22 protein-coding genes are annotated in these 21,817 nt (G+C 60.4%); 6 read left to right on the top strand and 16 right to left on the bottom strand.

The features are described 5' to 3' along the window. Nucleotides 1-126 precede the first annotated feature (126 nt). The 16 genes from lipA to I3J13_RS01370 form a co-directional block, all read right to left on the bottom strand. Entirely contained in the window at nucleotides 127-1,098 is a 972-nt protein-coding gene (gene lipA / locus I3J13_RS01445) for a lipoyl synthase (protein ID WP_035217452.1), read from the bottom strand. Nucleotides 1,099-1,201: 103 nt separating this feature from the next. Next, entirely contained in the window at nucleotides 1,202-1,450 is a 249-nt protein-coding gene (locus I3J13_RS01440; protein ID WP_003521362.1) for a GlsB/YeaQ/YmgE family stress response membrane protein, read from the bottom strand. 99 nt (nucleotides 1,451-1,549) lie between these two features. Beyond that, the gene (lpdA, locus tag I3J13_RS01435) at nucleotides 1,550-2,995 is read right to left on the bottom strand and encodes a dihydrolipoyl dehydrogenase (protein WP_196377780.1); all 1,446 of its coding nucleotides are present in this window, start codon (nucleotides 2,993-2,995) and stop codon (nucleotides 1,550-1,552) included. A 60-nt stretch (nucleotides 2,996-3,055) separates the two neighbouring features. Then, nucleotides 3,056-3,700, bottom strand: a complete 645-nt coding sequence (locus I3J13_RS01430; RefSeq protein WP_196377779.1) for an SGNH/GDSL hydrolase family protein — start codon at nucleotides 3,698-3,700, stop codon at nucleotides 3,056-3,058. A 12-nt stretch (nucleotides 3,701-3,712) separates the two neighbouring features. Beyond that, nucleotides 3,713-5,071, bottom strand: a complete 1,359-nt coding sequence (locus I3J13_RS01425) for a pyruvate dehydrogenase complex dihydrolipoamide acetyltransferase (RefSeq protein ID WP_196377778.1) — start codon at nucleotides 5,069-5,071, stop codon at nucleotides 3,713-3,715. Between the two features lie 14 nt (nucleotides 5,072-5,085). After that, nucleotides 5,086-6,507, bottom strand: coding sequence for a pyruvate dehydrogenase complex E1 component subunit beta (locus tag I3J13_RS01420; protein WP_035217464.1), 1,422 nt, complete (start codon nucleotides 6,505-6,507; stop codon nucleotides 5,086-5,088). Between the two features lie 17 nt (nucleotides 6,508-6,524). Next, entirely contained in the window at nucleotides 6,525-7,568 is a 1,044-nt protein-coding gene (pdhA, locus tag I3J13_RS01415; protein ID WP_003521366.1) for a pyruvate dehydrogenase (acetyl-transferring) E1 component subunit alpha, read from the bottom strand. A gap of 153 nt (nucleotides 7,569-7,721) precedes the next feature. Continuing rightward, entirely contained in the window at nucleotides 7,722-8,039 is a 318-nt protein-coding gene (locus tag I3J13_RS01410; protein WP_003502598.1) for an FtsB family cell division protein, read from the bottom strand. Nucleotides 8,040-8,352: 313 nt separating this feature from the next. Continuing rightward, nucleotides 8,353-9,627 (bottom strand): phosphopyruvate hydratase, encoded by a 1,275-nt coding sequence (gene eno / locus I3J13_RS01405; protein ID WP_003521367.1) that lies wholly within the window; start codon nucleotides 9,625-9,627, stop codon nucleotides 8,353-8,355. Nucleotides 9,628-9,767: 140 nt separating this feature from the next. Next, nucleotides 9,768-10,613: a 3-deoxy-8-phosphooctulonate synthase gene (gene kdsA / locus I3J13_RS01400; protein ID WP_196377777.1), complete on the bottom strand. Its 846-nt coding sequence runs from the start codon at nucleotides 10,611-10,613 to the stop codon at nucleotides 9,768-9,770. Further along, the gene (locus I3J13_RS01395) at nucleotides 10,613-11,482 is read right to left on the bottom strand and encodes a VOC family protein (protein ID WP_196377776.1); all 870 of its coding nucleotides are present in this window, start codon (nucleotides 11,480-11,482) and stop codon (nucleotides 10,613-10,615) included. The genes kdsA and I3J13_RS01395 overlap by 1 nt, the downstream gene beginning before the upstream one ends. Nucleotides 11,483-11,608: 126 nt before the next feature. Then, nucleotides 11,609-12,046: a D-erythrulose-4-phosphate isomerase gene (gene derI, locus I3J13_RS01390; RefSeq protein WP_003521371.1), complete on the bottom strand. Its 438-nt coding sequence runs from the start codon at nucleotides 12,044-12,046 to the stop codon at nucleotides 11,609-11,611. A gap of 61 nt (nucleotides 12,047-12,107) precedes the next feature. Next, complete coding sequence (gene dhaL, locus I3J13_RS01385) at nucleotides 12,108-12,752, bottom strand: dihydroxyacetone kinase subunit DhaL (protein ID WP_196377775.1); 645 nt, start codon at nucleotides 12,750-12,752, stop codon at nucleotides 12,108-12,110. Between the two features lie 11 nt (nucleotides 12,753-12,763). Beyond that, nucleotides 12,764-13,756, bottom strand: coding sequence for a dihydroxyacetone kinase subunit DhaK (locus tag I3J13_RS01380; RefSeq protein ID WP_142779128.1), 993 nt, complete (start codon nucleotides 13,754-13,756; stop codon nucleotides 12,764-12,766). A gap of 69 nt (nucleotides 13,757-13,825) precedes the next feature. Next, nucleotides 13,826-14,701 carry a sugar phosphate isomerase/epimerase family protein gene (locus tag I3J13_RS01375; protein ID WP_196377774.1) on the bottom strand — a complete coding sequence of 292 codons (876 nt, stop codon included), beginning with the start codon at nucleotides 14,699-14,701 and terminating at the stop codon, nucleotides 13,826-13,828. 151 nt (nucleotides 14,702-14,852) lie between these two features. Beyond that, nucleotides 14,853-15,740 (bottom strand): LysR substrate-binding domain-containing protein, encoded by an 888-nt coding sequence (locus I3J13_RS01370; protein WP_196377773.1) that lies wholly within the window; start codon nucleotides 15,738-15,740, stop codon nucleotides 14,853-14,855. Nucleotides 15,741-15,909: 169 nt separating this feature from the next. On the opposite strand from I3J13_RS01370, the gene I3J13_RS01365 reads away from it, so the two are divergent. The 6 genes from I3J13_RS01365 to I3J13_RS01340 all read left to right on the top strand — a co-directional run bounded on the left by I3J13_RS01365 (nucleotide 15,910) and on the right by I3J13_RS01340 (nucleotide 21,671). Beyond that, complete coding sequence (locus tag I3J13_RS01365; RefSeq protein WP_035262426.1) at nucleotides 15,910-16,671, top strand: SDR family NAD(P)-dependent oxidoreductase; 762 nt, start codon at nucleotides 15,910-15,912, stop codon at nucleotides 16,669-16,671. Nucleotides 16,672-16,731: 60 nt separating this feature from the next. Continuing rightward, nucleotides 16,732-17,604: a transketolase gene (locus I3J13_RS01360; RefSeq protein ID WP_196377772.1), complete on the top strand. Its 873-nt coding sequence runs from the start codon at nucleotides 16,732-16,734 to the stop codon at nucleotides 17,602-17,604. Further along, nucleotides 17,601-18,632 carry a transketolase family protein gene (locus I3J13_RS01355; protein ID WP_196377771.1) on the top strand — a complete coding sequence of 344 codons (1,032 nt, stop codon included), beginning with the start codon at nucleotides 17,601-17,603 and terminating at the stop codon, nucleotides 18,630-18,632. The genes I3J13_RS01360 and I3J13_RS01355 overlap by 4 nt, the downstream gene beginning before the upstream one ends. Before the next feature lie 121 nt (nucleotides 18,633-18,753). Beyond that, the gene (locus tag I3J13_RS01350) at nucleotides 18,754-19,761 is read left to right on the top strand and encodes a TRAP transporter substrate-binding protein (protein WP_196377770.1); all 1,008 of its coding nucleotides are present in this window, start codon (nucleotides 18,754-18,756) and stop codon (nucleotides 19,759-19,761) included. Nucleotides 19,762-19,881: 120 nt separating this feature from the next. Beyond that, nucleotides 19,882-20,415, top strand: a complete 534-nt coding sequence (locus I3J13_RS01345; RefSeq protein WP_196377769.1) for a TRAP transporter small permease — start codon at nucleotides 19,882-19,884, stop codon at nucleotides 20,413-20,415. Next, nucleotides 20,412-21,671, top strand: a complete 1,260-nt coding sequence (locus I3J13_RS01340; RefSeq protein WP_196377768.1) for a TRAP transporter large permease subunit — start codon at nucleotides 20,412-20,414, stop codon at nucleotides 21,669-21,671. The genes I3J13_RS01345 and I3J13_RS01340 overlap by 4 nt, the downstream gene beginning before the upstream one ends. The last annotated feature ends 146 nt before the right edge of the window (nucleotides 21,672-21,817 follow it).

The raw sequence follows: 21,817 nt of genomic DNA, 5'->3' as shown, positions 1-21,817 counted from the left end.
TCCCGAGGATCCAATCACAGATCGTACAATCGGTAGGTCGTAGATGCTCGGGACAAGCCCGAGCATGACGTGGAAAGAGCGCACATCGCCAGATCCAGCGCCTATATTACTGACCCTTTCCGTTCCTTACTCAGCTGCCGCCAGCAACTTCTTTTCGCGCGCCGCACGCAGGCGTTCGAAATCGTCTCCGGCATGGTGCGAGGAGCGGGTCAGCGGGCTGGAAGACACCATCAGGAAGCCCTTGGTGTAAGCCACCGTCTCGTAGGACTTGAACTCTTCCGGCGTCACGAAGGCCTCGACCTTGTGGTGCTTGCGGGTCGGCTGCAGATATTGGCCGATGGTCAGGAAGTCCACATCGGCGCTGCGCAGGTCGTCCATCAGCTGAAGCACTTCGTTGCGCTCTTCGCCGAGGCCGACCATGATGCCCGACTTGGTGAACATGGTGGGATCGAGTTCCTTCACCCGCTGCAAGAGGCGCACGGAGTGGAAATAGCGCGCACCGGGGCGAACCGTGAGGTAGTTGCCCGGGACGGTTTCCATATTGTGGTTGAAGACATCGGGCTTGGCGGCGACGACCCGTTCCAGCGCGCCGGGTTTCTTCAGGAAGTCGGGGGTGAGGATTTCGATGGTCGTATTGGGCGATGCCGCACGGATCGCCCAGATGACCTTCTCGAAATGTTCAGCGCCGCCATCGGCGAGATCGTCTCGGTCGACCGAAGTGATGACGACGTGGGAAAGGCCCATCTGCTTGACGGCCTTGGCGACGTTCTCGGGCTCGGCCATATCCAGCGGATTGGGCTTGCCGGTCGCGACATTGCAGAAAGCGCAGGCGCGGGTGCAGATTTCACCCATGATCATGAAGGTCGCGTGTTTCTTGTCCCAGCATTCGCCGATATTCGGACAGCCGGCTTCCTCGCACACCGTCACCAGCTTGTGCGAACGCACCAGTTCACGCGTCTCGTGATAGCCCTTGGAGGTCGGCGCCTTGACGCGGATCCATTCCGGCTTGCGCATGACCTCGGTATCGGGCTTATGCGCCTTTTCCGGGTGGCGAATGCGCTTTTCGTCGGACGACGTCCTGTCGAGAATAGTGACCATTAAAAACCTGCTTCCATCGCCCCTGGCGACCTAAACATCTGTTGGCCCGATGCTTTAGAACAATTCCAGAAAAAGCGTAAGCCCCTTCCGGCCACGAAGCCTGTCAGCGCCGTACCAGCTTCGCCAGAAACAGCAACAGGCTGGCGCCGATGAACGACGTGACGAAATAGCCGAGCCTGCTGTCCTGCACGAAAACATCGAAGGTTCGAAGCACCGCAACGGCAACCACCGAACCGACGATGCCGAGGATGATGTTCATAAAAATGCCGAAGCGCATATCCATGAGCTTGCCCGCAAGCCAGCCGGCGAGACCGCCGATGATGATTGCTGCAATCCAGCCTACACTTTCCATTCCCACGCTCCCTGAAAGAACCAGCCCCTTTTAAGGAGCCTGCATCGAGACATATGGGACACCCGGCATGGTTAGACAATGCCGGGTATCACGGAGCACTTATGCGTTCAGCACACGCCCATAGGCGTCGAGCACGCTTTCCTTCATCGACTCCGAAATGGTCGGATGCGGGAAGATCGTGTGCATCAGGTCTTCTTCAGTGGTCTCGAGGTTCATCGCAACAACGAAGCCCTGAATGAGTTCGGTGACTTCCGCACCGACCATATGCGCGCCGAGCAGCTCGCCGGTCTTCTTGTCGAAGATGGTCTTGACCATGCCCTGATCTTCGCCGAGCGCAACCGCCTTGCCGTTCGCCGCAAAGGAGAAGCGTCCGACCCGGATGTCGCGGCCCTGCTCCTTGGCCTTAGCTTCGGTGAGACCCACAGAGGCGACCTGCGGATTGCAATAGGTGCAGCCCGGAATCTTGAGCTTGTCCATCGGATGGACATTCGGCAGACCGGCGATCTTTTCGACGCAGATCACTGCTTCATGCTCGGCCTTGTGGGCGAGCAGCGGCGGGCCGGCAACATCGCCGATGGCATAGATGCCCGGTACGTTGGTCTTGCCGTAACCGTCGATGACGATGAATCCGCGATCGGTCTTCACGCCGGCAGCCTCGAGGCCGATACCTTCGATATTGGCGACGACGCCGACGGCCGAAATCATCCGGTCGGCGGTGATCTTCTCGGAAGAACCGTCCTTCTTCTCCAGCGTCGCGGTGATGGAGTTCGCGCCCTTCTCAACCTTGGAAACCCTGGTTTCAAGGTGAATTTTCATGCCCTGCTTTTCGAGCTGCTTCTTGGCGAAGGTGGAGATTTCCGCATCCTCGACCGGCATGACCTGGCTCATGATCTCGACGACGGTGACGTCGACGCCCATGGTGCGGTAGAAGCTGGCGAATTCGATGCCGATGGCGCCCGACCCCATGACGAGCAGCGACTTCGGCAGTTCTTCCGGCTTCATCGCCTCGAAATAGGTCCAGATCAGCTTGCCATCCGGCTCAATGCCGAGCAGCGCGCGCGGGCGCGCACCTGTGGCGACGATGATGTGCTTGGCGGTATAGGTGCCCTCGCCCAGCGTATTCTTCGGCACGGGACCCTGCGGCTGAACCACCGGCTTGGTGGATTTGCCGACGACGATCTCGCCCGGCTTGGTAATTTTTGCTTCACCCCAGATGATATCGACCTTGTTCTTCTTGAACAGGAAACCGACGCCATTGTTCATGCGCGCAGCAATGCCGCGCGAACGCGCCACGATTGCCTTGACGTCCGGCTTGATCGAGCCTTCCAGCGTCAGGCCGTAATCCTTGGCATGGGTGGCGGTGTGCATGACATCGGCGGTGCGCAGCAGGGCCTTGGTGGGAATGCAGCCCCAGTTGGAGCAAATGCCGGCCAGATGCTCGCGCTCCACGACGGCAACCTTCATGCCGAGCTGGGCTGCGCGGATCGCGGCAATATAACCGCCCGGTCCCGAACCGATGATGATGACGTCATAAGATTGAGCCATTGGAAATCCTGCCTTGTCTTATTCGGAAAACGGCAAACCGCCCCGAAACGAGAATGAGTGTCAAAGTCCGAGCATCATGCGGACGACGGGCTCAAGCCCGCGGCCGATGGCCCGCGTGTTTTCAGCATCGAGATGAACGCCGTCCACCGGCGTCGTGCGGGCAACGGAGCCGGCATCGAAAAAACCGCAATCGAGATCGTCGGCAAGGTCCCGGTAAACCGAAGCCAGCATGGCCGATTCATCGATCGCATCGCGATAGATCGCCCCCATCACCGGGTTTGCCGTTTCGCAAAGCTGCGGCGGCGCGACGATCAGAACATCCGGCGCTTCCCAGTCAGCCACTTGCCAGACGTGATTGCGCGTGAGTTTCACCAATCGCTCGATACCCTTCATGGCGACAATGGCCGATCCGTGGATCGACGGCTTCATGTCGTTGGTGCCGAGCATGATGATGACGAGATCAAGCGGCGCATGGCTGTGCAGCAGCGTCGGCAGAAGCCGCGCGCCATTGCGGTCACAATCGGCCGTCAGATCGTCATAGGCGGTGGTACGGCCGCCCAACCCTTCGTGGATCACGTGCACGTCGGAACCGAGCGCCTTTTGCAAGACGCTCGGCCAAAGATCGTCATGGCTGTGACGGTCACCCGTTTCCGCATTTGATCCCCAGGTCAGGGAATCGCCAAAGCAGAGGACCGATTTCACCATGTCACGCTCCGATCAAACCAGCATGCCCATCGGGTTTTCGATGTAGCGCTTGAAGGCGCCGATCAATTCGGCTCCGAGCGCGCCATCGACGCAGCGGTGGTCGGTGGAGAGCGTAACCGTCATGACGTTGGCGATCTTGATCTCGCCGTTCTTCACGACAGCGCGTTCTTCACCCGCACCGACCGCCAGAATGGTGGCATGCGGCGGGTTGATGACGGCGGAGAAGCTCTTGACGCCCATCATGCCCATGTTGGACACGGCCGTCGTACCGCCCTGATACTCCTCGGGCTTCAGCTTGCGCTCCTTGGCGCGCTTGCCGTAGTCCTTCATCTCGTTGGAGATGGTGGAGAGCGACTTCTCTTCCGCCTTGCGGATGATCGGCGTGATCAGGCCACCCGGAATGGAAACGGCAACGCCGACATCCGAATGCTTGTGCTTGACCATGGCGCTTTCCGTCCAGGAGACGTTGGCGTCAGGCACATCGCGCAGGGCAAGAGCCAGCGCCTTGATGACCATGTCGTTGACCGACAGCTTGTAGGCGGGCTTGCCGTCCTTTTCGGGAGCAGCCGCGTTGAGCTGGGCGCGCAGCGCCAGAAGCGTATCGAGCTCGCAATCCACGGAAACGTAGAAATGCGGAACCGTCTGCTTGGATTCGACCAGACGCTTGGCGATGACCTTGCGCATGCCGTCATGCGGCACCAGCTCGTAAGAGCCCTGTTCGAACAGCTTGAGAACCGCTTCGTCGGAAGGGCCTTTGGCGAGAGCCGGAGCCGGTGCACCTGCGGATGCAGCAGCAGACGGTGCGGCCTTCGCACCGCCGGAAGCGGCAGCCTTTTCCACGTCGGTCTTGACGATACGGCCATGCGGGCCGGAACCGGAAACGGCCGAGAGGTCGAGACCGGCTTCCTTGGCGAGACGGCGGGCAAGCGGCGAAGCGAAGATGCGCTCGCCGGACTTTGCGACCGGAGCCGGCGTTGACGATGTGGCAGCCTGATCGGCGGCCGGCTTTTCAGCCTTGGCCGGGGCAGATTCTTCCTTCGGCGCTTCAGCCTTTGCAGCTTCCTGCTTCGGAGCCTCGGCCTTGGCAGGAGCGGCAGCGCCGCCCTTTGCCGCCTCGGCCACATCCTCGCCATCGGCGGCGAGGATGGCGATCAGGGCGTTGACCTTGACCGCTTCAGTGCCTGCCGGAACAACCAGCTTGGCGACCGTGCCTTCGTCAACGGCTTCCACTTCCATGGTCGCCTTGTCAGTCTCGATCTCGGCGATCACGTCACCGGGTGCGACCTTGTCGCCTTCCTTGACCAACCACTTGGCCAGATTGCCCTCTTCCATCGTCGGAGAAAGGGCAGGCATGGTGATGTTTATCGGCATCGAAACGCCTCCCCTTACTTGTAGCAGACGGTTTTGACGGCCTGAACGACTTCATCGACGTTCGGCAGAGCCAGCTTTTCGAGGTTTGCCGCGTAAGGCATCGGAACATCCTTGCCGGCGATCGTCAGGATCGGCGCATCGAGATAATCGAAAGCGGCGCGCATGACCTGGTTGGCGATGAAGTCACCGACCGATGACTGCGGGAAACCTTCCTCGACCGTGACCAGACGACCGGTCTTCTTGACCGATTCGATGACGGTGGGCAGATCCATCGGGCGGATGGTGCGCAGATCGATCAGTTCGACGTCGATGCCAAGCTTTTCGAGTTCCGCAACCGCCTTGATGGCATAGGTCATGCCGATGCCGAAGGAAACGATGGTCGCATCCTTGCCCTTGCGGTGAATGCGTGCCTTGCCGATCGGCAGCACGAAATCATCGAGCTTCGGAACTTCGAAGCTCTGGCCGTAGAGAATTTCATTCTCAAGGAAGATAACCGGGTTCGGATCGCGGATGGCGGCCTTGAGCAGACCCTTGGCGTCAGCAGCCGTGTAAGGCATGACGACCTTGAGGCCCGGAATATGGCTGTACCATGCGGCGTAACATTGCGAATGCTGTGCACCGACGCGGGCAGCAGCGCCCGAGGGACCGCGGAACACCATCGGAGCGCCCATCTGGCCACCCGACATGTAAAGCGTCTTCGCCGCCGAGTTGACGATCTGGTCGATCGCCTGCATGGCGAAGTTGAAGGTCATGAATTCGACGATGGGCCGCAGGCCCGTCATCGCTGCACCGACGCCGATACCGGCAAAGCCGTGCTCGGTGATCGGGGTATCGATAACGCGACGCTCACCGAACTCCTGCAACAGGCCTTGGGTGATCTTGTAGGCGCCCTGATATTCGGCGACTTCCTCACCCATGACGAAGACTTTTTCGTCGGCGCGCATTTCTTCGGCCATGGCGTCGCGCAGCGCTTCACGCACCGTCGTCATCACCATTTCCGTGCCTGCCGGGATGTCCGGATCGGCTGCGACTTCGATCTTGGGTGCTGCCGGAACCTTGGCGGCTTCCTTGGCAGCGCTCGGCTCCTCGGTCGCTTCGCGGGTCTTGCCGCCAGCCGCATCCGAATCGGAATTTGCGGCTTCGGCCTTCGGCTCTTCTTTCTTCGCGGAGGAAGAAATGTCGTCGGCGCTTTCGCCGTCCTGAAGAAGCACGGCAATAGCCGTGTTGACCTTGACGCCTTCGGTGCCGGCATCGATCAGCAGCTTGCCGATGACGCCTTCATCCACGGCTTCCACTTCCATGGTCGCCTTGTCGGTCTCGATCTCGGCGATCACGTCGCCGGAGGTAACCTTGTCGCCTTCCTTTTTAAGCCATTTGGAAAGCGTGCCTTCCTCCATGGTCGGGGAAAGGGCGGGCATAAGAATTTCTACTGGCATGGGTTTCCCTTTCCCGATCAGAGCAGAATGTCGGTGTAGAGCTCGGATACATCCGGCTCTGGGTCGTTCTGGGCGAAGTCGGCGCTGTCGGCGACGATATCACGGACATCCTTGTCGATGGCCTTGAGTTCGTCTTCGCTTGCCCAGCCCTGCTCCAGAAGCCGTGCCTTGACCTGCTCGATCGGGTCATGTTCGGAGCGCATCTTCTGCACTTCGTCTTTCGAACGGTATTTCGCCGGGTCGGACATGGAGTGACCACGGTAACGGTAGGTCAGCATTTCCAGAATGATCGGACCCTTGCCGGAACGGCAATGTTCCAGCGCCTGATCGGCGGCGGCCTTGACGGCGCGCACGTCCATGCCATCCACCTGGATGCCGGGAATGCCGAAGGACTGGCCGCGCAGCGAGTAGTTCGACTGGGCGGTGGCGCGGGCGGTCGAGGTGCCCATGGCGTAACGGTTGTTCTCGACGATATAGATGATCGGCAGCTTCCAGAGAGCGGCCATGTTGAAGCTCTCGTAGACCTGGCCCTGGTTGGCGGCGCCGTCACCGAAATAGGTCACGGAGACATTGTCGTTGCCGCGATAGCGGTTGGCGAAAGCCAGACCGGTTCCGAGCGAAACCTGCGCGCCGACGATGCCGTGGCCGCCGTAGAAATGTTTCTCCTTGGAGAACATGTGCATCGAGCCGCCCTTGCCTTTCGACAGGCCGCCCCTGCGGCCGGTCAACTCGGCCATGACGCCACGCGCGCTCATGCCGAGCGCCAGCATGTGGCCGTGGTCCCGGTAAGCGGTGATAACCTGATCGCCTTCCTTCTGCGACATCTGCATGCCGACGACGACAGCTTCCTGACCGATATAGAGGTGACAGAAACCACCGATGAAGCCCATGCCATAGAGCTGGCCGGCCTTTTCCTCGAAACGGCGGATGAGCAGCATTTCACGATAAGCGTGAAGCTCTTCTTCCTTCGAGAAGTCCGGGCTGTTCTTGCCGGTGAATTCGGTTGCGGCCTTTGCCGTGGTCTTGCGGCCGGATACGGTCGCTGGTTTTCGCGGCGCCATTCATCCCTCCCTGAGTTGCCGTTTGAATGGATAGAGTGGCGCGTACCATATGCAAGAAAATGCCATGCAGCAATGCTTTAAACGCATGGCACATATTCACGCTAAGATGCTGTGAATAAATCAGAAATGTTAAATTAACTCGATTTCGGTTAATTAGAAATATGTGTTCATGATGACGATTTCGTCCGTGCGGGACATATTCAGCTGGTAACGGGAAATCTCGTCGATCATGTCCCGCTCCAGCGAGCCATCGCTCATCAATTCCACCTGCCGTTCCAGCGCCACACGCGCCTGCGTCAGCTTTGCAAGCTCCGCAGTGCGGGTGATACGCTGCCGCTCCAGCCGCTCCGTCGCCTGCAGGCCGAAGTCGCCATGGATGGAATGATAGCCGAAATAGGAAAGAAAAGCGATCGTGATGGCCGGAACGATCAAACGGCCGAATCGTCTCTTTTTATGATGTCTGGTCCACATGCCGCAGAGAAGCCTTAAAACGCATAACGTGAGTCTCGAGACTAAGGCGGATTGTTTAACTATCCGTTGACCTTAAATTGTCTTTGGCGAATAGGCGCAAAAAAGCCCGCCGGAGGGCGGGCTAAGAATGGCAGCGACGTCAAAAGAACCCTCGTCATGCCGGACTTGATCCGGCATCCAGCCACAGCGCGTCTGCGCTGTGGGGAGAGTCTTTCGCGATCAAGTCCGGGGTGACGAAATGCGGATGCTACCGCTCGTCCCTGAATGAGCCCGCCAAGGCGGCGGGCCGCATCACAAACCAATACTGCCGGAATTACCCGCGCAGGATCGAACGACCGGCGTAAGCGGCCTGCGGGCCCAGCATTTCCTCGATGCGGATCAGCTGGTTGTACTTTGCGAGCCGGTCGGAACGGGCGAGCGAGCCGGTCTTGATCTGACCGCAGTTCGTCGCAACAGCGAGATCGGCGATGGTGGAATCTTCGGTTTCGCCTGAACGGTGCGACATGACGGCGGTGTAACCAGCCTTGTGTGCGGTCTCAACCGCATCCAGGGTCTCGGAGAGCGAGCCGATCTGGTTGACCTTGACGAGGATGGAGTTTGCAACGCCCATCTTGATGCCGTCGCGAAGACGCGCGGAGTTGGTGACGAAGAGATCGTCGCCGACGAGCTGGCACTTGTTGCCGATGAGATCGGTCAGCGTCTTCCAGCCTTCCCAGTCGTCTTCGGCCATGCCGTCTTCGATGGAAATGATCGGGTACTTGGCGACGAGTTCCGCCAGATATTCCGCCATCGCGCCCGATTCCAGCGTGCGGCCTTCGCCTTCGAGAACGTATTTTCCATCCTTGAAGAATTCGGTCGAGGCACAGTCGAGACCGACGAACATGTCGTCGCCCGGACGGTAGCCGGCCTTTTCAATCGACTTCATGATGAAATCGAGCGCGGCCGGTGCGCTTTCGAGACCCGGTGCGAAACCGCCCTCGTCGCCGACATTGGTGTTGTGGCCCTGTGCCGCCAGTTCTTTCTTCAGCGTATGGAACACTTCAGAACCCATGCGCACGGCTTCGCGGATGTTTTCCGCGCCGACCGGCAGGATCATGAATTCCTGGAAGTCGATGGGGTTATCGGCATGCGCGCCGCCATTGATGATGTTCATCATCGGAACCGGCAGCAGATGCGCGTTCGGACCGCCGACATAACGGTAAAGCGGCAGGCCGGAAGCTTCGGCGGCAGCCTTGGCGACGGCAAGCGATACGCCGAGGATGGCGTTCGCGCCGATGCGCGACTTGTTCGGCGTGCCGTCGAGCACGATCATCGTCTGGTCGATCTGGATCTGGTTTTCAGCGTCGAAACCGCCGATGGCGTCGAAGATTTCCGTATTGACAGCTTCGACCGCCTTTTCCACGCCCTTGCCGAGATAACGCTTGCCGCCATCGCGCAGCTCAACCGCCTCATGCGCGCCGGTGGAGGCGCCCGAAGGAACGGCGGCGCGGCCCATGGAGCCGTCTTCGAGGTAAACATCGACTTCAACGGTCGGGTTGCCGCGGCTGTCGAGGATTTCGCGCGCGATGATATCGGTAATGGCAGTCATGGTCTCTCCCTTGGGAATGGAACAGATATTTTCCGTCGCCTGTCTTAGACGATGGCGAAGAAATTACAATGACGACGGGCGGCAGAAACGGCCCGCCCGCCATTAAAATCGATTGGCACAGACAGTGCCCGCCTCGCCGCTCAGGCCTTGGTGATGGCGTCGAAGGCGAGCAGCTTTTCCAGCAGTTTCGGCATGTCCTTCAGATGGACCATGTTGGGGCCGTCGGACGGTGCATTGTCCGGGTCCTCATGGGTCTCGATGAAGAGGCCTGCGACGCCGACAGCAACCGCCGCCCGCGCCAGAGTCTCGACGAATTCGCGCTGGCCGCCCGTGGAACCGCCCTGCCCGCCCGGCTGCTGAACCGAATGGGTGGCGTCAAAGACAACAGGCGCGCCGAGCGAAGCCATGATCGGCAGCGAGCGCATGTCGGAAACAAGCGTGTTGTAACCGAAGGAGGCGCCGCGCTCGCACAGAAGCACATTCGGATTGCCGCTCTCGTTGAGCTTGGCCAGCACATTCTTCATGTCCCAGGGGGCGAGGAACTGGCCCTTCTTGACGTTGATGACGCGGCCGGTTTTCGCAGCGGCGACGAGAAGATCGGTCTGGCGGCTAAGAAAGGCCGGAATCTGCAACACATCCACCACTTCGGACACGATGGCGCATTGTTCTTCGGTGTGAATATCGGTCAAAACAGGAAAGCCGAATTCCTTCTTGAGATCGGCGAAAACCTGCATGGCGTTCTCAAGGCCGATGCCGCGCTTGCCGGAAAGCGAAGTACGGTTCGCCTTGTCGAAGGACGACTTATAAACGAGGCCGATCCCCAGCTTGTCGCAAAGCTCCTTCAGGACGCCCGCCACCATGAAGGCGTGCTCCCGGCTTTCCATCTGGCATGGGCCGGCGATCAGGGAAAATCGCTCTGTATTGGAAAAGGAAACCGAATTGGCGCCGTCGCCGGCGGTGACTTTGAGATTGTTCGTAACGCTCATCATTTTTCCTCGAAGGCGAATGCAACGCCCTGACCGGGCGCAGCGGACACCACCAGACGGCCGCCCGCTTCTGCGCTGGAGACGCCATTAGCAGCAAGCACCGCTTCTGTCACGGCAAGATCGTCAACGGAAAAGACGATGCCTGCGCCGTGCAGTCCATTGGGAGGATTGAGCAGGCTTTCGCTGAAGGCCCGTTTTTGGTTCAGCCTGATGCGCGCATTGCCGGTCGCAAAAAGAATATCTCCATCTGGAGACATCTCCTCCTCACAGGCAAATACCGTTTCGATCAGACGTACAGCGTTGGGATCGCCGCCGGAAAACAGAACGATCTCGCTGAGACCGGAAGCACCATTGGCGTGACGCTCCAGCGCCGCCCGGTCACTCGGCAAAGCCTGCAATCGCTGGCAACTGAACAGAAAGAAATCCGAAGCCGCGCCGCTCGCTGCGAATGCCAGCCGGAATGCCGCCTCACTCTGTGAGCCGTCCGGCATCCGCACGGGCCGTGAAAATTCAAAGATATCGCCTGCCGAGAAGCCGGACTCGGAAAACCTGTCATGATCGGCAATGGCGCTTTCGCTTCTTGCCACCAGGGCTGAAAAACCGTCCTCGCCATGACGCTGCCGAAAGGCCCGATCCCTACCGGTGAACACGTCGCGCCTGTTCACCGAGTCATTATATTTAGCCGGATCAGCAATGGCGAGCGGTTCCAGATAGGTGCCGTCCGCGAAGAAAACGCAGGCATTCTGCGTGCCGAAGGGATGGAGGGCCTCCGGCGCGACGGTGAAGCCGAGAAGCTCAAGGCGGTCTTTCGCCACGGCAAGAGACTGTACCGGCAAAACGAGATGATCGACACTATTTCGGTTCGCCATTTTCGAGCCCCTGTTCTGCGCGGCAGGGCGTCAAGCCGAGCCGGTTTGTGCGTGACCAAAGCACAAATGACGCCAGCAATGCAAACGATCAGCTTCGCCGGGCCGGCCTAGCCACGCACCTATGGCTTACCGGCATGCATCGAGACGGTTGATGGCCTCCACATTTTTCGCCGAAGATCCTTTCGGATCGAAATCCGATGCCAGCCAGGTGTCGACGATGGCTTTCGCCAGTTCCGGGCCGATCACGCGGGCGCCCATGGTGATGATCTGGGCGTTGTTGGATTTCGCCGCTCGTTCGGCGGAATAGGTATCATGGGTCAAGGCGGCTCGGATGCCAGGCACCTTGTTGGCGGAAATGCAGACGCCGATGCCGGTTCCGCAAAACAAGAGGCCGCGATCGAATTCGCCGGCGATGATGCTGCCGGCCACGGCTTCGGCCAGATCGGCATAAAATCCGTCCTGACTTCGATCCACGACGGTCAGCCCTTGCCTGCCGGAAAGATGGGCGAGCACCGCATCCAGCAGGGGTTTTCCGGCGCTGTCGGCGCCCGCGACAATTCTCATTTCCAAATCTCCCGTTAGTCGCGCGTAAGCCCCGACGGGCTGCGGCCGCTATCTTCTGTTTTCAAGATTGCAATCTGGCCTGTGCGCCTTCGGCCAGGCTGCGCAGGATGAGCGCGCAGGAGGTGGCGCCGGCATCGAGAACACCGAGCGAGCGTTCGCCGAGACGGCTGGCGCGGCCGATCTTCGCCACGAGATTGATGGTCGAATCCCTGCCGGTTTCGGCGGCGGCCACAAGGGCTGCGGCAGCATCGTGGAATGACGCGCCCGAGGCGGTGGCGGTGTCGAATGCCGTAACGGCCGGCACCAGCGTATCAAGCAGCGTCTTGTCGCCCACCTTGGCCGAACCGATGGAACTGACGCCTTCGAGGCCGGCATGCAGCATTCTGCTGAAGGACGGTGCATCAATAACGTCGGCATTTTCGATTTTCTCGGCGAATTCCGTAAACATCACCCCATAAAGAGGCCCCATGGAGCCGCCGATTTCCGTCATCAGGATCGTGCCGAGCGTATCGAGTGCCTTGGCAAGCGAGGCGTCCTGCCCTCTCAGCCGGTCTGCGGCCATGCCGAATCCCTTGGCCATGTTCACGCCATGGTCGCCATCGCCGATCTTGCCGTCGATCTCGCTGAGATAGGCGCGGTTTTCGATGATCCTTTCGGCCATGGAGAGAACGATGTCGCCGGACTTGGCGTTCTGAAAAGACTGCATGAATTTTCTCCTCACAGCATAACGGTGCAAAGCGCCTCGGCATCGAGCAGCGGTTTCAGCTCGTCATCCAGCGCCATCACGGTCAAAGTCGCGCCCACCATCTCAAGCGACGTGAAATAGTTGCCGATATAGGTTTTGTGGATTTTCAGGCCACGCGCCGAAATCTCGGATTCTATCGTGTCGTTGAGGATGTAGAGTTCGTTGACGGGCGTCGCACCAAGCCCGGAGACCAGCACCGCCACCTCGCTGCCGGCCGGCAGGTTGTGATCGTCGAGCACGATCTTGCACATGTCCTTCGCCACCTCAGCAGCGGATTTCAGCTTCTCAACGCGAACGCCGGGTTCGCCATGGTGGCCTATTCCCACTTCCATCGCGCCCGGTTCGATCTGGAAGTTGGGATGGCCGACCGCCGGCAGGGTGCAGGGGCCGAGACCGACGCCGATGGAGCGGCAATTGTCGATAGCCTTCTGGGCGGTGGCCCGCACCTCCTCCAGCGAAGCGCCGCTTGCCGCCTTGGCGCCGCCGATCTTCCACATGAAGATTTCGCCGGCGACGCCGCGGCGTTTCTCACGCTCCTCGGGGGCAGCGGAACACACATCGTCATTGGCGACGACGGTAGCGATCTCGATGCCGTCTTTGGCGGCGAGCTTTGTCGCCATCTTCACATTCATATTGTCGCCGGCATAATTGCCGTAGAGCACGATCACACCCCTGCCGCCATTGGCCTCGCGGATGGCGTCGTGAAAGCTCTTGGCCGTGGGTGATGAAAACAATTCGCCGACGGCGACGGCATCCAGCATGTTGCGGCCGGTGTAACCGATAAAGGCCGGCTCATGTCCGGAGCCGCCGCCCGTGACCACGCCGACCTTGCCGGCGACCGGCGCGCCCCTGGCAACGACGACACGCGGATTTTCGGCAAGTCGCACGATGTCGCGATGGGCCTTGACGAAGCCCTTCACCGTATCCTCGACCACCTCGTCGGGGTTATTCACAAATCTCTGCATTACTCTCCTCCTTTATGCCGTCTACGCGCCAGCCCCTACCGCTTCTCGGGCCGCTTCTCGGGCCGCCTCTCAGGCGACAGCGGCCGAGCTTTCGGCTCCGCCCCCGGCCAATCCTCTTTTGACCGCGTCAAGCGAAACCGTCAGCGCCTGCTCTATTTCCCGAAGCGATGCGGGGCTGATACGCCTTACCGGCTGGGCATCCGCGCGACGGTGAAGGCGCGCTGGAAACTCGATGCTGATCGGCATCTCCGGCTTTTTGGCAATCTCACCGAGCAACTTGCGGCAATCGATATTGCCCTCGCCCACCGGCACGAAAAACCAGCCTTCCGGTGTGCGTTTCACATCCTTGATATGGGCGTGAACCGAGGCGGGCAGCGCCGCCACCGCGTCATCGGCAAAATTTTTGAGTTGCGGACGATGGGACGCGGTGTTGGCAGCGTCATAATTCAGCCCCAGCCATGGGGAACCGAAACGACGCGTGAGCGCGACGCCCTCCTGCGCGATGTTGAAAAGGTTGTCGCTGCCATCGCCGGGATTTTCCAGCCCGATCACGATGCCGAAGGCCTCGGCACGGCGCAGAAGCACCTCGATATTGCGCAGGAACCGGTCTTCGCGCTGTCGAGCCGATGCATTGGTGGCGATTACCTTCGCGCCGATTCCCGCCGCAAAAGCCATTCTACCGGTGAAAATTTCTACGGAATCGTCCAGTCCAAGATCGATATGCGACGACATGGCATGGCAACCGAGCCCGGCATCGCTCAGCGAGCGGCGCCATGAGGCCATTTCAGCCGGCAGGAACGCGCTTTCGTCGAATGGTTCGGTGTAACCGACGATAAAGGCTGGCTCCACATGGCGAAAACCGATCCTGGCGATGCTCTCCAGCATCTCCTCGCGCCCATAGCCGTCATATGGCGCGCCGGACGCCGATATGATGCGATCTTTCATGCAATCCTCCCCTTGAGCCGCAGCCGAAGGGACGATGCCGATCACGCTGCAACCTCATTATTCCGACCGGAAAATGACGGAGAGGTCCGCTCGTGAGCAAGCGGAAAAAATTAACGCGCCAGTGAATTCAATTCACGTAACAACCGCATTCCTATTCAAATGCAGGATCCTGCAGGTCTTCGATCAGCCAGTCGGCAAACCGTCTTGCCAGCCTGCGCTGGCTGCCGGATTTGGGATAAGCGAGATAATGGCCGACATAGTGGAGGTCCTGCGTCGCGCCGCTCAAGGGTGCGACCAGCCGCCCGGATTTTATCTCGCGATGGGCAAGCCGTGTCGATTCCAGCGCCACGCCGACGCCATTGGCGGCGGCATCGATCGCCAGAAAACTGCGGTCGAAACTCATGGCCTGAATGGGCGGCTTGCCCAGCCCATTGGCCTCGAACCAGTCCGGCCATTGCAGACGTTTGTTGTCGCTTCGAATAAGCAATTGCCGGTTCAAATCCCGGGGTGTCCTGATCTCGTCCGCAAGCGCCGGCGAGCATAGCGGCGTGACACGCTCTCTGCCCAGCGGAATGATGATGAGATCGTCTCCCTGCGGTTCGCCATAGATGATATCGGCATCGAATTCACCATCGACGAAACGCACATAGGCGGTGCTGGCCGCCAGCCGCACCTCGATCCCCGGATTGGCGTTCAAGAATTGCGGCAGGCGCGGAGACAATACCTGCGCCGCATAGCTGGGCGCGCAATGCAGGCGCAGAAGATGCGAGCGGTTGGAGGACACCACCTCGATGCCCTGCCGCAACTCCTCGAAGGCGTTCGATGCATGTGTCAGAAGCGTCTGCCCCGCCGCCGTCAGGCGCACGGTTCGCGTGGTGCGCTCGAAAAGCGGCGTACCGAGCACCCTTTCGAGCTTGACTATGGCGTGGCTGACGGCGCTCGCCGACAGGTTGAGCTCATCGGCAGCGGCCCGGAATGAGCCGAGCCGGGCGGCGGATTCAAAGGCGCGGATGGAGGTGAGTGAAATGCCGTTCAACATTCGATTACTGAAGCAGATTCATGAGATGATGTAAACTTCGCGTTTGAAGCGCCCTCTGCCCATCTGCAATATCGAGGCTGCATTCGTCGCAGGACTGGATGCGGCGGCAGGTCGGGAGCACCGCCGTCAAGCGTATGGAGCCGGCCCGCCCGGCTGGGGAGGATTGCTTATGTTGTTGAATGGGAAGACCGCGGTTATTTCAGGCGCCGCCAGCAAGCGTGGCATCGGCCGCGCCACGGCGGAACTTTTCGCCCGCCACGGCGCCCGCGTCGCCATCGTGGATCTGGATGAAGCCGGCAGCATCGAAGCCGCGGCCTCGCTTGAGAAAGTGGATGGCGGCGAGCATCTCGGCGTCGGCGGCAATGTGGCGGACCGCGCCTCCTGCGAGGCGGCCGCGCAAAAAGTCATCGCCGCTTTCGGCAAGATCGATATCCTCATCAATAATGCCGGCATTACCCAGCCGGTGAAGACGCTCGACATTACCGGCGCAGACTGGCAGCGCATCGTCGATGTCAACATGACCGGTGTGCTGAATTTCAGTCAGGCCTTCATTCCCAATATGCGCGACAATGGCGGCGGCTCGATTGCCTGCATGTCGTCGGTCTCCGCACAACGTGGCGGCGGCATTTTCGGCGGGCCGCATTATTCGGCGGCCAAGGCAGGCGTTCTCGGTCTCGCAAAGGCCATGGCGCGCGAATTCGGTCCTGACGGCATTCGCGTCAATTCCGTCACTCCCGGCCTGATCCAGACCGACATTACCGGCGGCAAGCTGACCGACGACATGCGCCGCGACATTCTCAAGGGCATTCCGCTCAACCGTCTCGGCGATGCCATCGATGTCGCCAATATCTATCTTTTCCTTGCCTCGGATCTCTCGTCCTACGTCACCGGCGCGGTTGTCGACGTGAATGGCGGAATGCTCATTCACTGACAGCGCCCCATTCGAAGCCGGGAAGCCGGCTTCGATTTTTCTGACCGGGAGGAGGAAACCATGGCTCAGGGATATCGGCACGCAGATGCAACGAAGGAAGCGGCGCTGGCGAATGTATCGCTGGCGGAACGCGCCTGGCGCATCCGGCGCAACGCCCTTTTGATGGGTGAGGTGCAGGGACAGGGTTATGTCGGCCAGGCGCTCGGCATTGCCGATGTTCTGGCGGTGGCCTGGTTTCACACCATGCGTTACCGGGCGGACGATCCGCACTGGGAAGGCCGCGACCGGTTTCTGCTCTCCATCGGCCATTATGCGATTGCGCTTTACGCAGCGCTCATCGAGGCGGGCGTCATACCGGAAGACGAGCTGGAGACCTATGGCTGCGACGGGTCGCGCCTGCCCATGTCCGGCATGGCCTCCTATACGCCGGGCATGGAAATCACCGGCGGATCGCTCGGCCATGGGCTTGGCATTGCGGTGGGCATGGCTCTCGGCCTCAAGCGCAAGAATTCCGACCGATTCATCATCAACCTGATGTCGGATGGCGAGTTAGGCGAAGGTTCGACCTGGGAGGCCGCCATGGGCGCATCCCATCACAGGCTCGGCAATCTCATCAATCTCGTGGATTTCAACAATCAGCAGGCGGACGGCCCTTCCCGCGAGACGCTGTCCTCCGAACCTGTGGACGCCAAATTCGCGGCCTTCGGCTGGCACGTGCAGCGCGTGGACGGCAACGATATCGACAAGGTTCGCGAGGCCTTCGATATCGCCATGTCACTTGCCGATGACAGGCCGCGCGCCATCATTTTCGATACCCGGATGGGCCGCGGCGTGCCCTTTCTCGAAAACCGTGAAATCACCCATTTCATTCGCGTGGAAGCGCATGAATGGAAACTGGCGCTCGACGCTCTTGAGGAAGGACGGCCGCAATGAGTGCAGCAGCCCCCCAGAAGCGCCTCACCACATCGGCGATGATCGCCTCCATCGCCGCCGAAGGCCAGCCGACACGGCCTGCTCCCTTCGGTCACGCTCTTGTTCAGCTGGCGAAGGAACGCGAGAATATTGTCGGCCTCACCGCCGATCTCGGCAAATATACCGACCTGCATATTTTCGCCAAAGCCTTTCCCGAGCGCTTTTATCAGATGGGCATGGCCGAGCAGCTTTTGATGAGCACCGCCGCCGGTCTGGCGCGCGAAGGTTTCGTACCCTTCGCGACCACCTATGCGGTCTTTGCCGCCCGCCGCGCCTATGATTTCATCGCGATGGCGATTGCCGAGGAAAACCTGCCGGTGAAGATCGTCTGCGCCCTGCCCGGCCTGACGACGGGTTACGGCCCCAGCCATCAGGCAACCGACGATCTGGCGATTTTTCGCGCGCTGCCGAACATGACCATCGTAGATCCCTGCGATGCGACCGACATAGAAGGCGCTGTGCCGGCGATTACGGATTATAACGGCCCCGTTTATATGCGCCTGCTGCGCGGCCAGGTGCCGGTGGTGCTCGAAGAATATGGCTATCGGTTCGAACTCGGCAAGGCGAAGCTTATCCGCGATGGTGCGCAGGTCCTTTTCATATCGTCCGGCATATTGACGATGCGGGTTCTCGAAGCGGCTGCCCTGCTTGAAAAGGAGGGCGTCGGCTGTGCCGTGCTGCATTCCCCCACCATCAAGCCGCTCGATACCGCCTCGATCTTCGCGGAAGTGGACCGGGCTGATCGTCTGGTCATCGTGGCGGAAAACCACAGCGAAATCGGCGGGCTTGGAGAGGCCGTGGCAATGGCGCTGATGAAAAGCGGCCGTGCGCCGCGCCTGCGGCAGATCGCCCTGCCCGATGCTTTTCTGGATGCGGGTGCGTTGCCCACCCTGCATGACCGCTACGGCATCTCGACGGCGATGATCGTGGCGCGCGCAAGGGCGTGGCTGGAGAATGAAAGTTTTGAAGTACCGCGCGGTTCGGTCTAAAGGCTGAAGCTGAAACATGGTGCGGAATCAGCCGGAGGGAGCCGGCGGTTTCAAGGGAGTGGAGCGCGTTATCCGCGTGTTCGGACAACGCCGAGGGTATTTAAATCCAGGGAGGAGAAAAATGAGTATTTCCATCAACAGGCGTATGTTCCTGACCGGTACCGGACTGGCACTGGCGGCGCCGGCCATTCTGACGACGGCCCGCAACGCCCGGGCCGCCACAACGTTGACGCTCGGCCACGGGGCTGCGCCGGGCAATCCGCGTACGCTCGCGGCCGCGAAATTCGCGGAACTCGTTGCCCAGAAAACCGAAGGCCGCGTGGCGATCAATGTCGCCGGTTCGGAAACGCTTGGCAGCGACGCCGCCATGCTGACCAGCCTGCGCACCGGGGCGCTGGATTTCACCGCCAACAGCCAGGGTCCAGTTTCGAGCGTTGTTCCTGAACTTGCGGCACTCGGCCTGCCCTTCCTGTTCAGCAACGCCGATCAGGCGATCAAGGTGCTCGAGGGCGATGTCGGCGCATCGCTCGATGCGCGCTTCCAGAAGGTCGGCATCGTGCCGCTCGACTGGTGGGACAACGGCATCCGCCATGTCTCCAACTCCAAACACGCCATCACCAAGCCGCAGGACGTCGCGGGCCTGAAAATCCGTACCCCCGCCGACCCGATGACCATGGATATTTTCAAGGCGCTCGATGCGGCGACGGTTCAGATCGCGTTTGGCGAACTCTACATCGCGCTTCAGCAGGGCGTCGTCGACGGGCAGGAAAATCCGCTGGTGAATATCGAAAGCTCCAAGCTTTACGAGGTCAACAAGCATATCAGCCTCACCGCCCATAAATGGGAGTCTACCCCGTTCCTGATGTCCAAATTCGCCGAGGGGCGGCTGGGCAAGGATTTCGAGGCGGTCAAGGCGGCTGCGAAGGAGGCAGGCGCGCTTCAGCGCAAACTCTCGGCTGAAAAGGCAAGCGCGTCTCTGGCCGCCTTCAAGGCCAATGCCGCCATCAAGGTGGTGGAAGACATCGACCACGCCGCTTTCGCGAAGGCCACCGCGCAGGTGCTGGAGACATGGAAGCAGAAGCCCTTCGGCGATTTCGTCGCCGAGCTGGAAAAGGCCGCCAAGGGCTGACGATCAGGATGCCGGGCCGGTTCATGCCGCCCGGCCTCACCTTCATGTCCACCGACAGGATCGGCGGGAGCCTCGCTCACGCCGACATTCATACGGTTTCAGTTTTCAGGAGATGCGCCAATGCTCGAAGGAGCCTTGTCCGCCGCCAATCGCGTTGACAGTTTCATCGCCATCCTCTGCCGCATCATCATCGTGGCAACCGGCATTCTGCTCACGCTCATCATGACCGCAAACGTCATCGTCCGTTATCTATCGACATCCGGCGGGCTGGATTTTGCGGAAGAATTGCCGACCATGCTGTTTCCATGGTTCATCGTCGCCGGCATTACCCTTGCCGCGCAGAGCGGCGCGCACATGGCGGTTGAATGGATTTATGACAAATTCGACGAACGCGGCAAGGTGGCGGTTCTGCTGTTCGCCAATCTCGTGACGGTCGCAAGCTTCGTCATTCTCGCGCAGCAGGCGCTTGTCGTCGCCGAGATCGCCGGCGCGGAAATCAGCCCTGTGCTGCAGCTGCCCAACAGCATCGGATATTATTCCATCGCCTTCGGCGCGGCGCTGGTCTCGGTCACGACCGCAACCGCGAGCCTGCGCATTCTCTCCGGCGGCTGGCATGCCCGCCCGCACGGTGCAACCGAGGAGATGCCGCTATGACCATCGTGATGATCATCGCATTTTGTATTCTCATGATGATTGCGGTTCCGGTCGGCTATGCGCTGATCATCTCTGCCGGCGTCGCCGTGCTGTGGAACGGTTATGTGCCGCTTTCGATCGTGGCGCAGCAGGTTTACGACCAGACGCAGTCTTTCCCGATGCTGGCGCTGCCGTTCTTCATGCTCGCGGGAACGCTAATGCTCGGCGGCAAACTTGGAACCCAGCTTCTCGAACTCGCCTCCAAGGCCATGCAGCGCTGGCGCGGCGGCCCGCTTTCCACCACCGTCATTTCGTCGGTCGTGTTCGGCGGCGTTTCCGGCTCGGCGGTCGCCAATGCGAGCGCGCTCGGTTCGGTGCTCATTCCATGGCAGAAGCGCCAGGGCTACCCCGCTCCCCTCTGTGCGGCCAACAATGCCACCTCGGCCGTCATCGACGTGCTCATTCCGCCGTCGATCCCGATGATCCTCTATTCGCTGGTCAGCGGCGTCAGCATCGCCAATCTGTTCATCGCCGGCATTCTGCCGGGCCTGCTCATGGCCGTCGGCTTCATCTTCGTCTGCTGGGCCATTGCCGTGCGGCGGGGCTATGCGGTGCGTGACGAAAGCATCCGCAAGCGCGATCTGGCGATGCTTGCATTCCGCAGCCTGCCGGCGATCCTCCTGCCGATCCTCATCATCCTCGGCCTGCGCTTCGGCTTTGCGACGCCGACCGAAGTGGCTGTTCTTTCCGTCGTTTATTCGCTCGTGCTCAGCATCTTCTTCTACCGCGATCTGACGTGGAAGCGTTTCTGCGACAATTTCGTCGAGGCAGGCTCTGCAACCGGCGTCGTCATGCTGGTCATCATGGGCAGTGCGGCGGTGGGCTGGGTGCTTACCTTCGACCAGGCGCCCCAGCATTTCGCCACTTGGGTGGCCGAGAATATCTCCAACCCGATCCTGATCATTCTCATGATGAACATCCTGATGCTGATCATCGGCATGCCGCTCGATCTGCCGCCGTCGATCCTGCTGCTCGGACCGATCTTCGTGCCGCTCGCTGACATGATCGGGCTCGACCGGGTGCAGCTCGGCATGATGATGGTGATCAATCTCGGTATCGGGCTCTATACACCGCCCATCGGCACCACACTCTTCATCTCGTCCTCCATCGCCAGAGCGCCGCTCGGCGCGACGACGAGGGAATTGTGGCCGTTCTTCACCATGGCGATGCTGCTCCTTATCGCGGTCAGCTTCATTCCTGCGCTCACGATCTACTGACGTTCGGCGCGTAGCAAATCGGCAGCCAGAAACCACCGGCCGGGTCTCCCCGGTCGGTGGTTTTAGTATTCAAGATGTGCCGCTTACATCGTTCAATCTGCTTTGTTCATGGTTTCGACGATCAAATCACGATCTGCGATGCACCC

Origin of the sequence: Agrobacterium leguminum (assembly GCF_015704895.1) — a bacterium.
GTDB classification, from domain to species: domain Bacteria; phylum Pseudomonadota; class Alphaproteobacteria; order Rhizobiales; family Rhizobiaceae; genus Agrobacterium; species Agrobacterium leguminum.
This window is presented reverse-complemented; position numbering and strand designations above follow the sequence as displayed.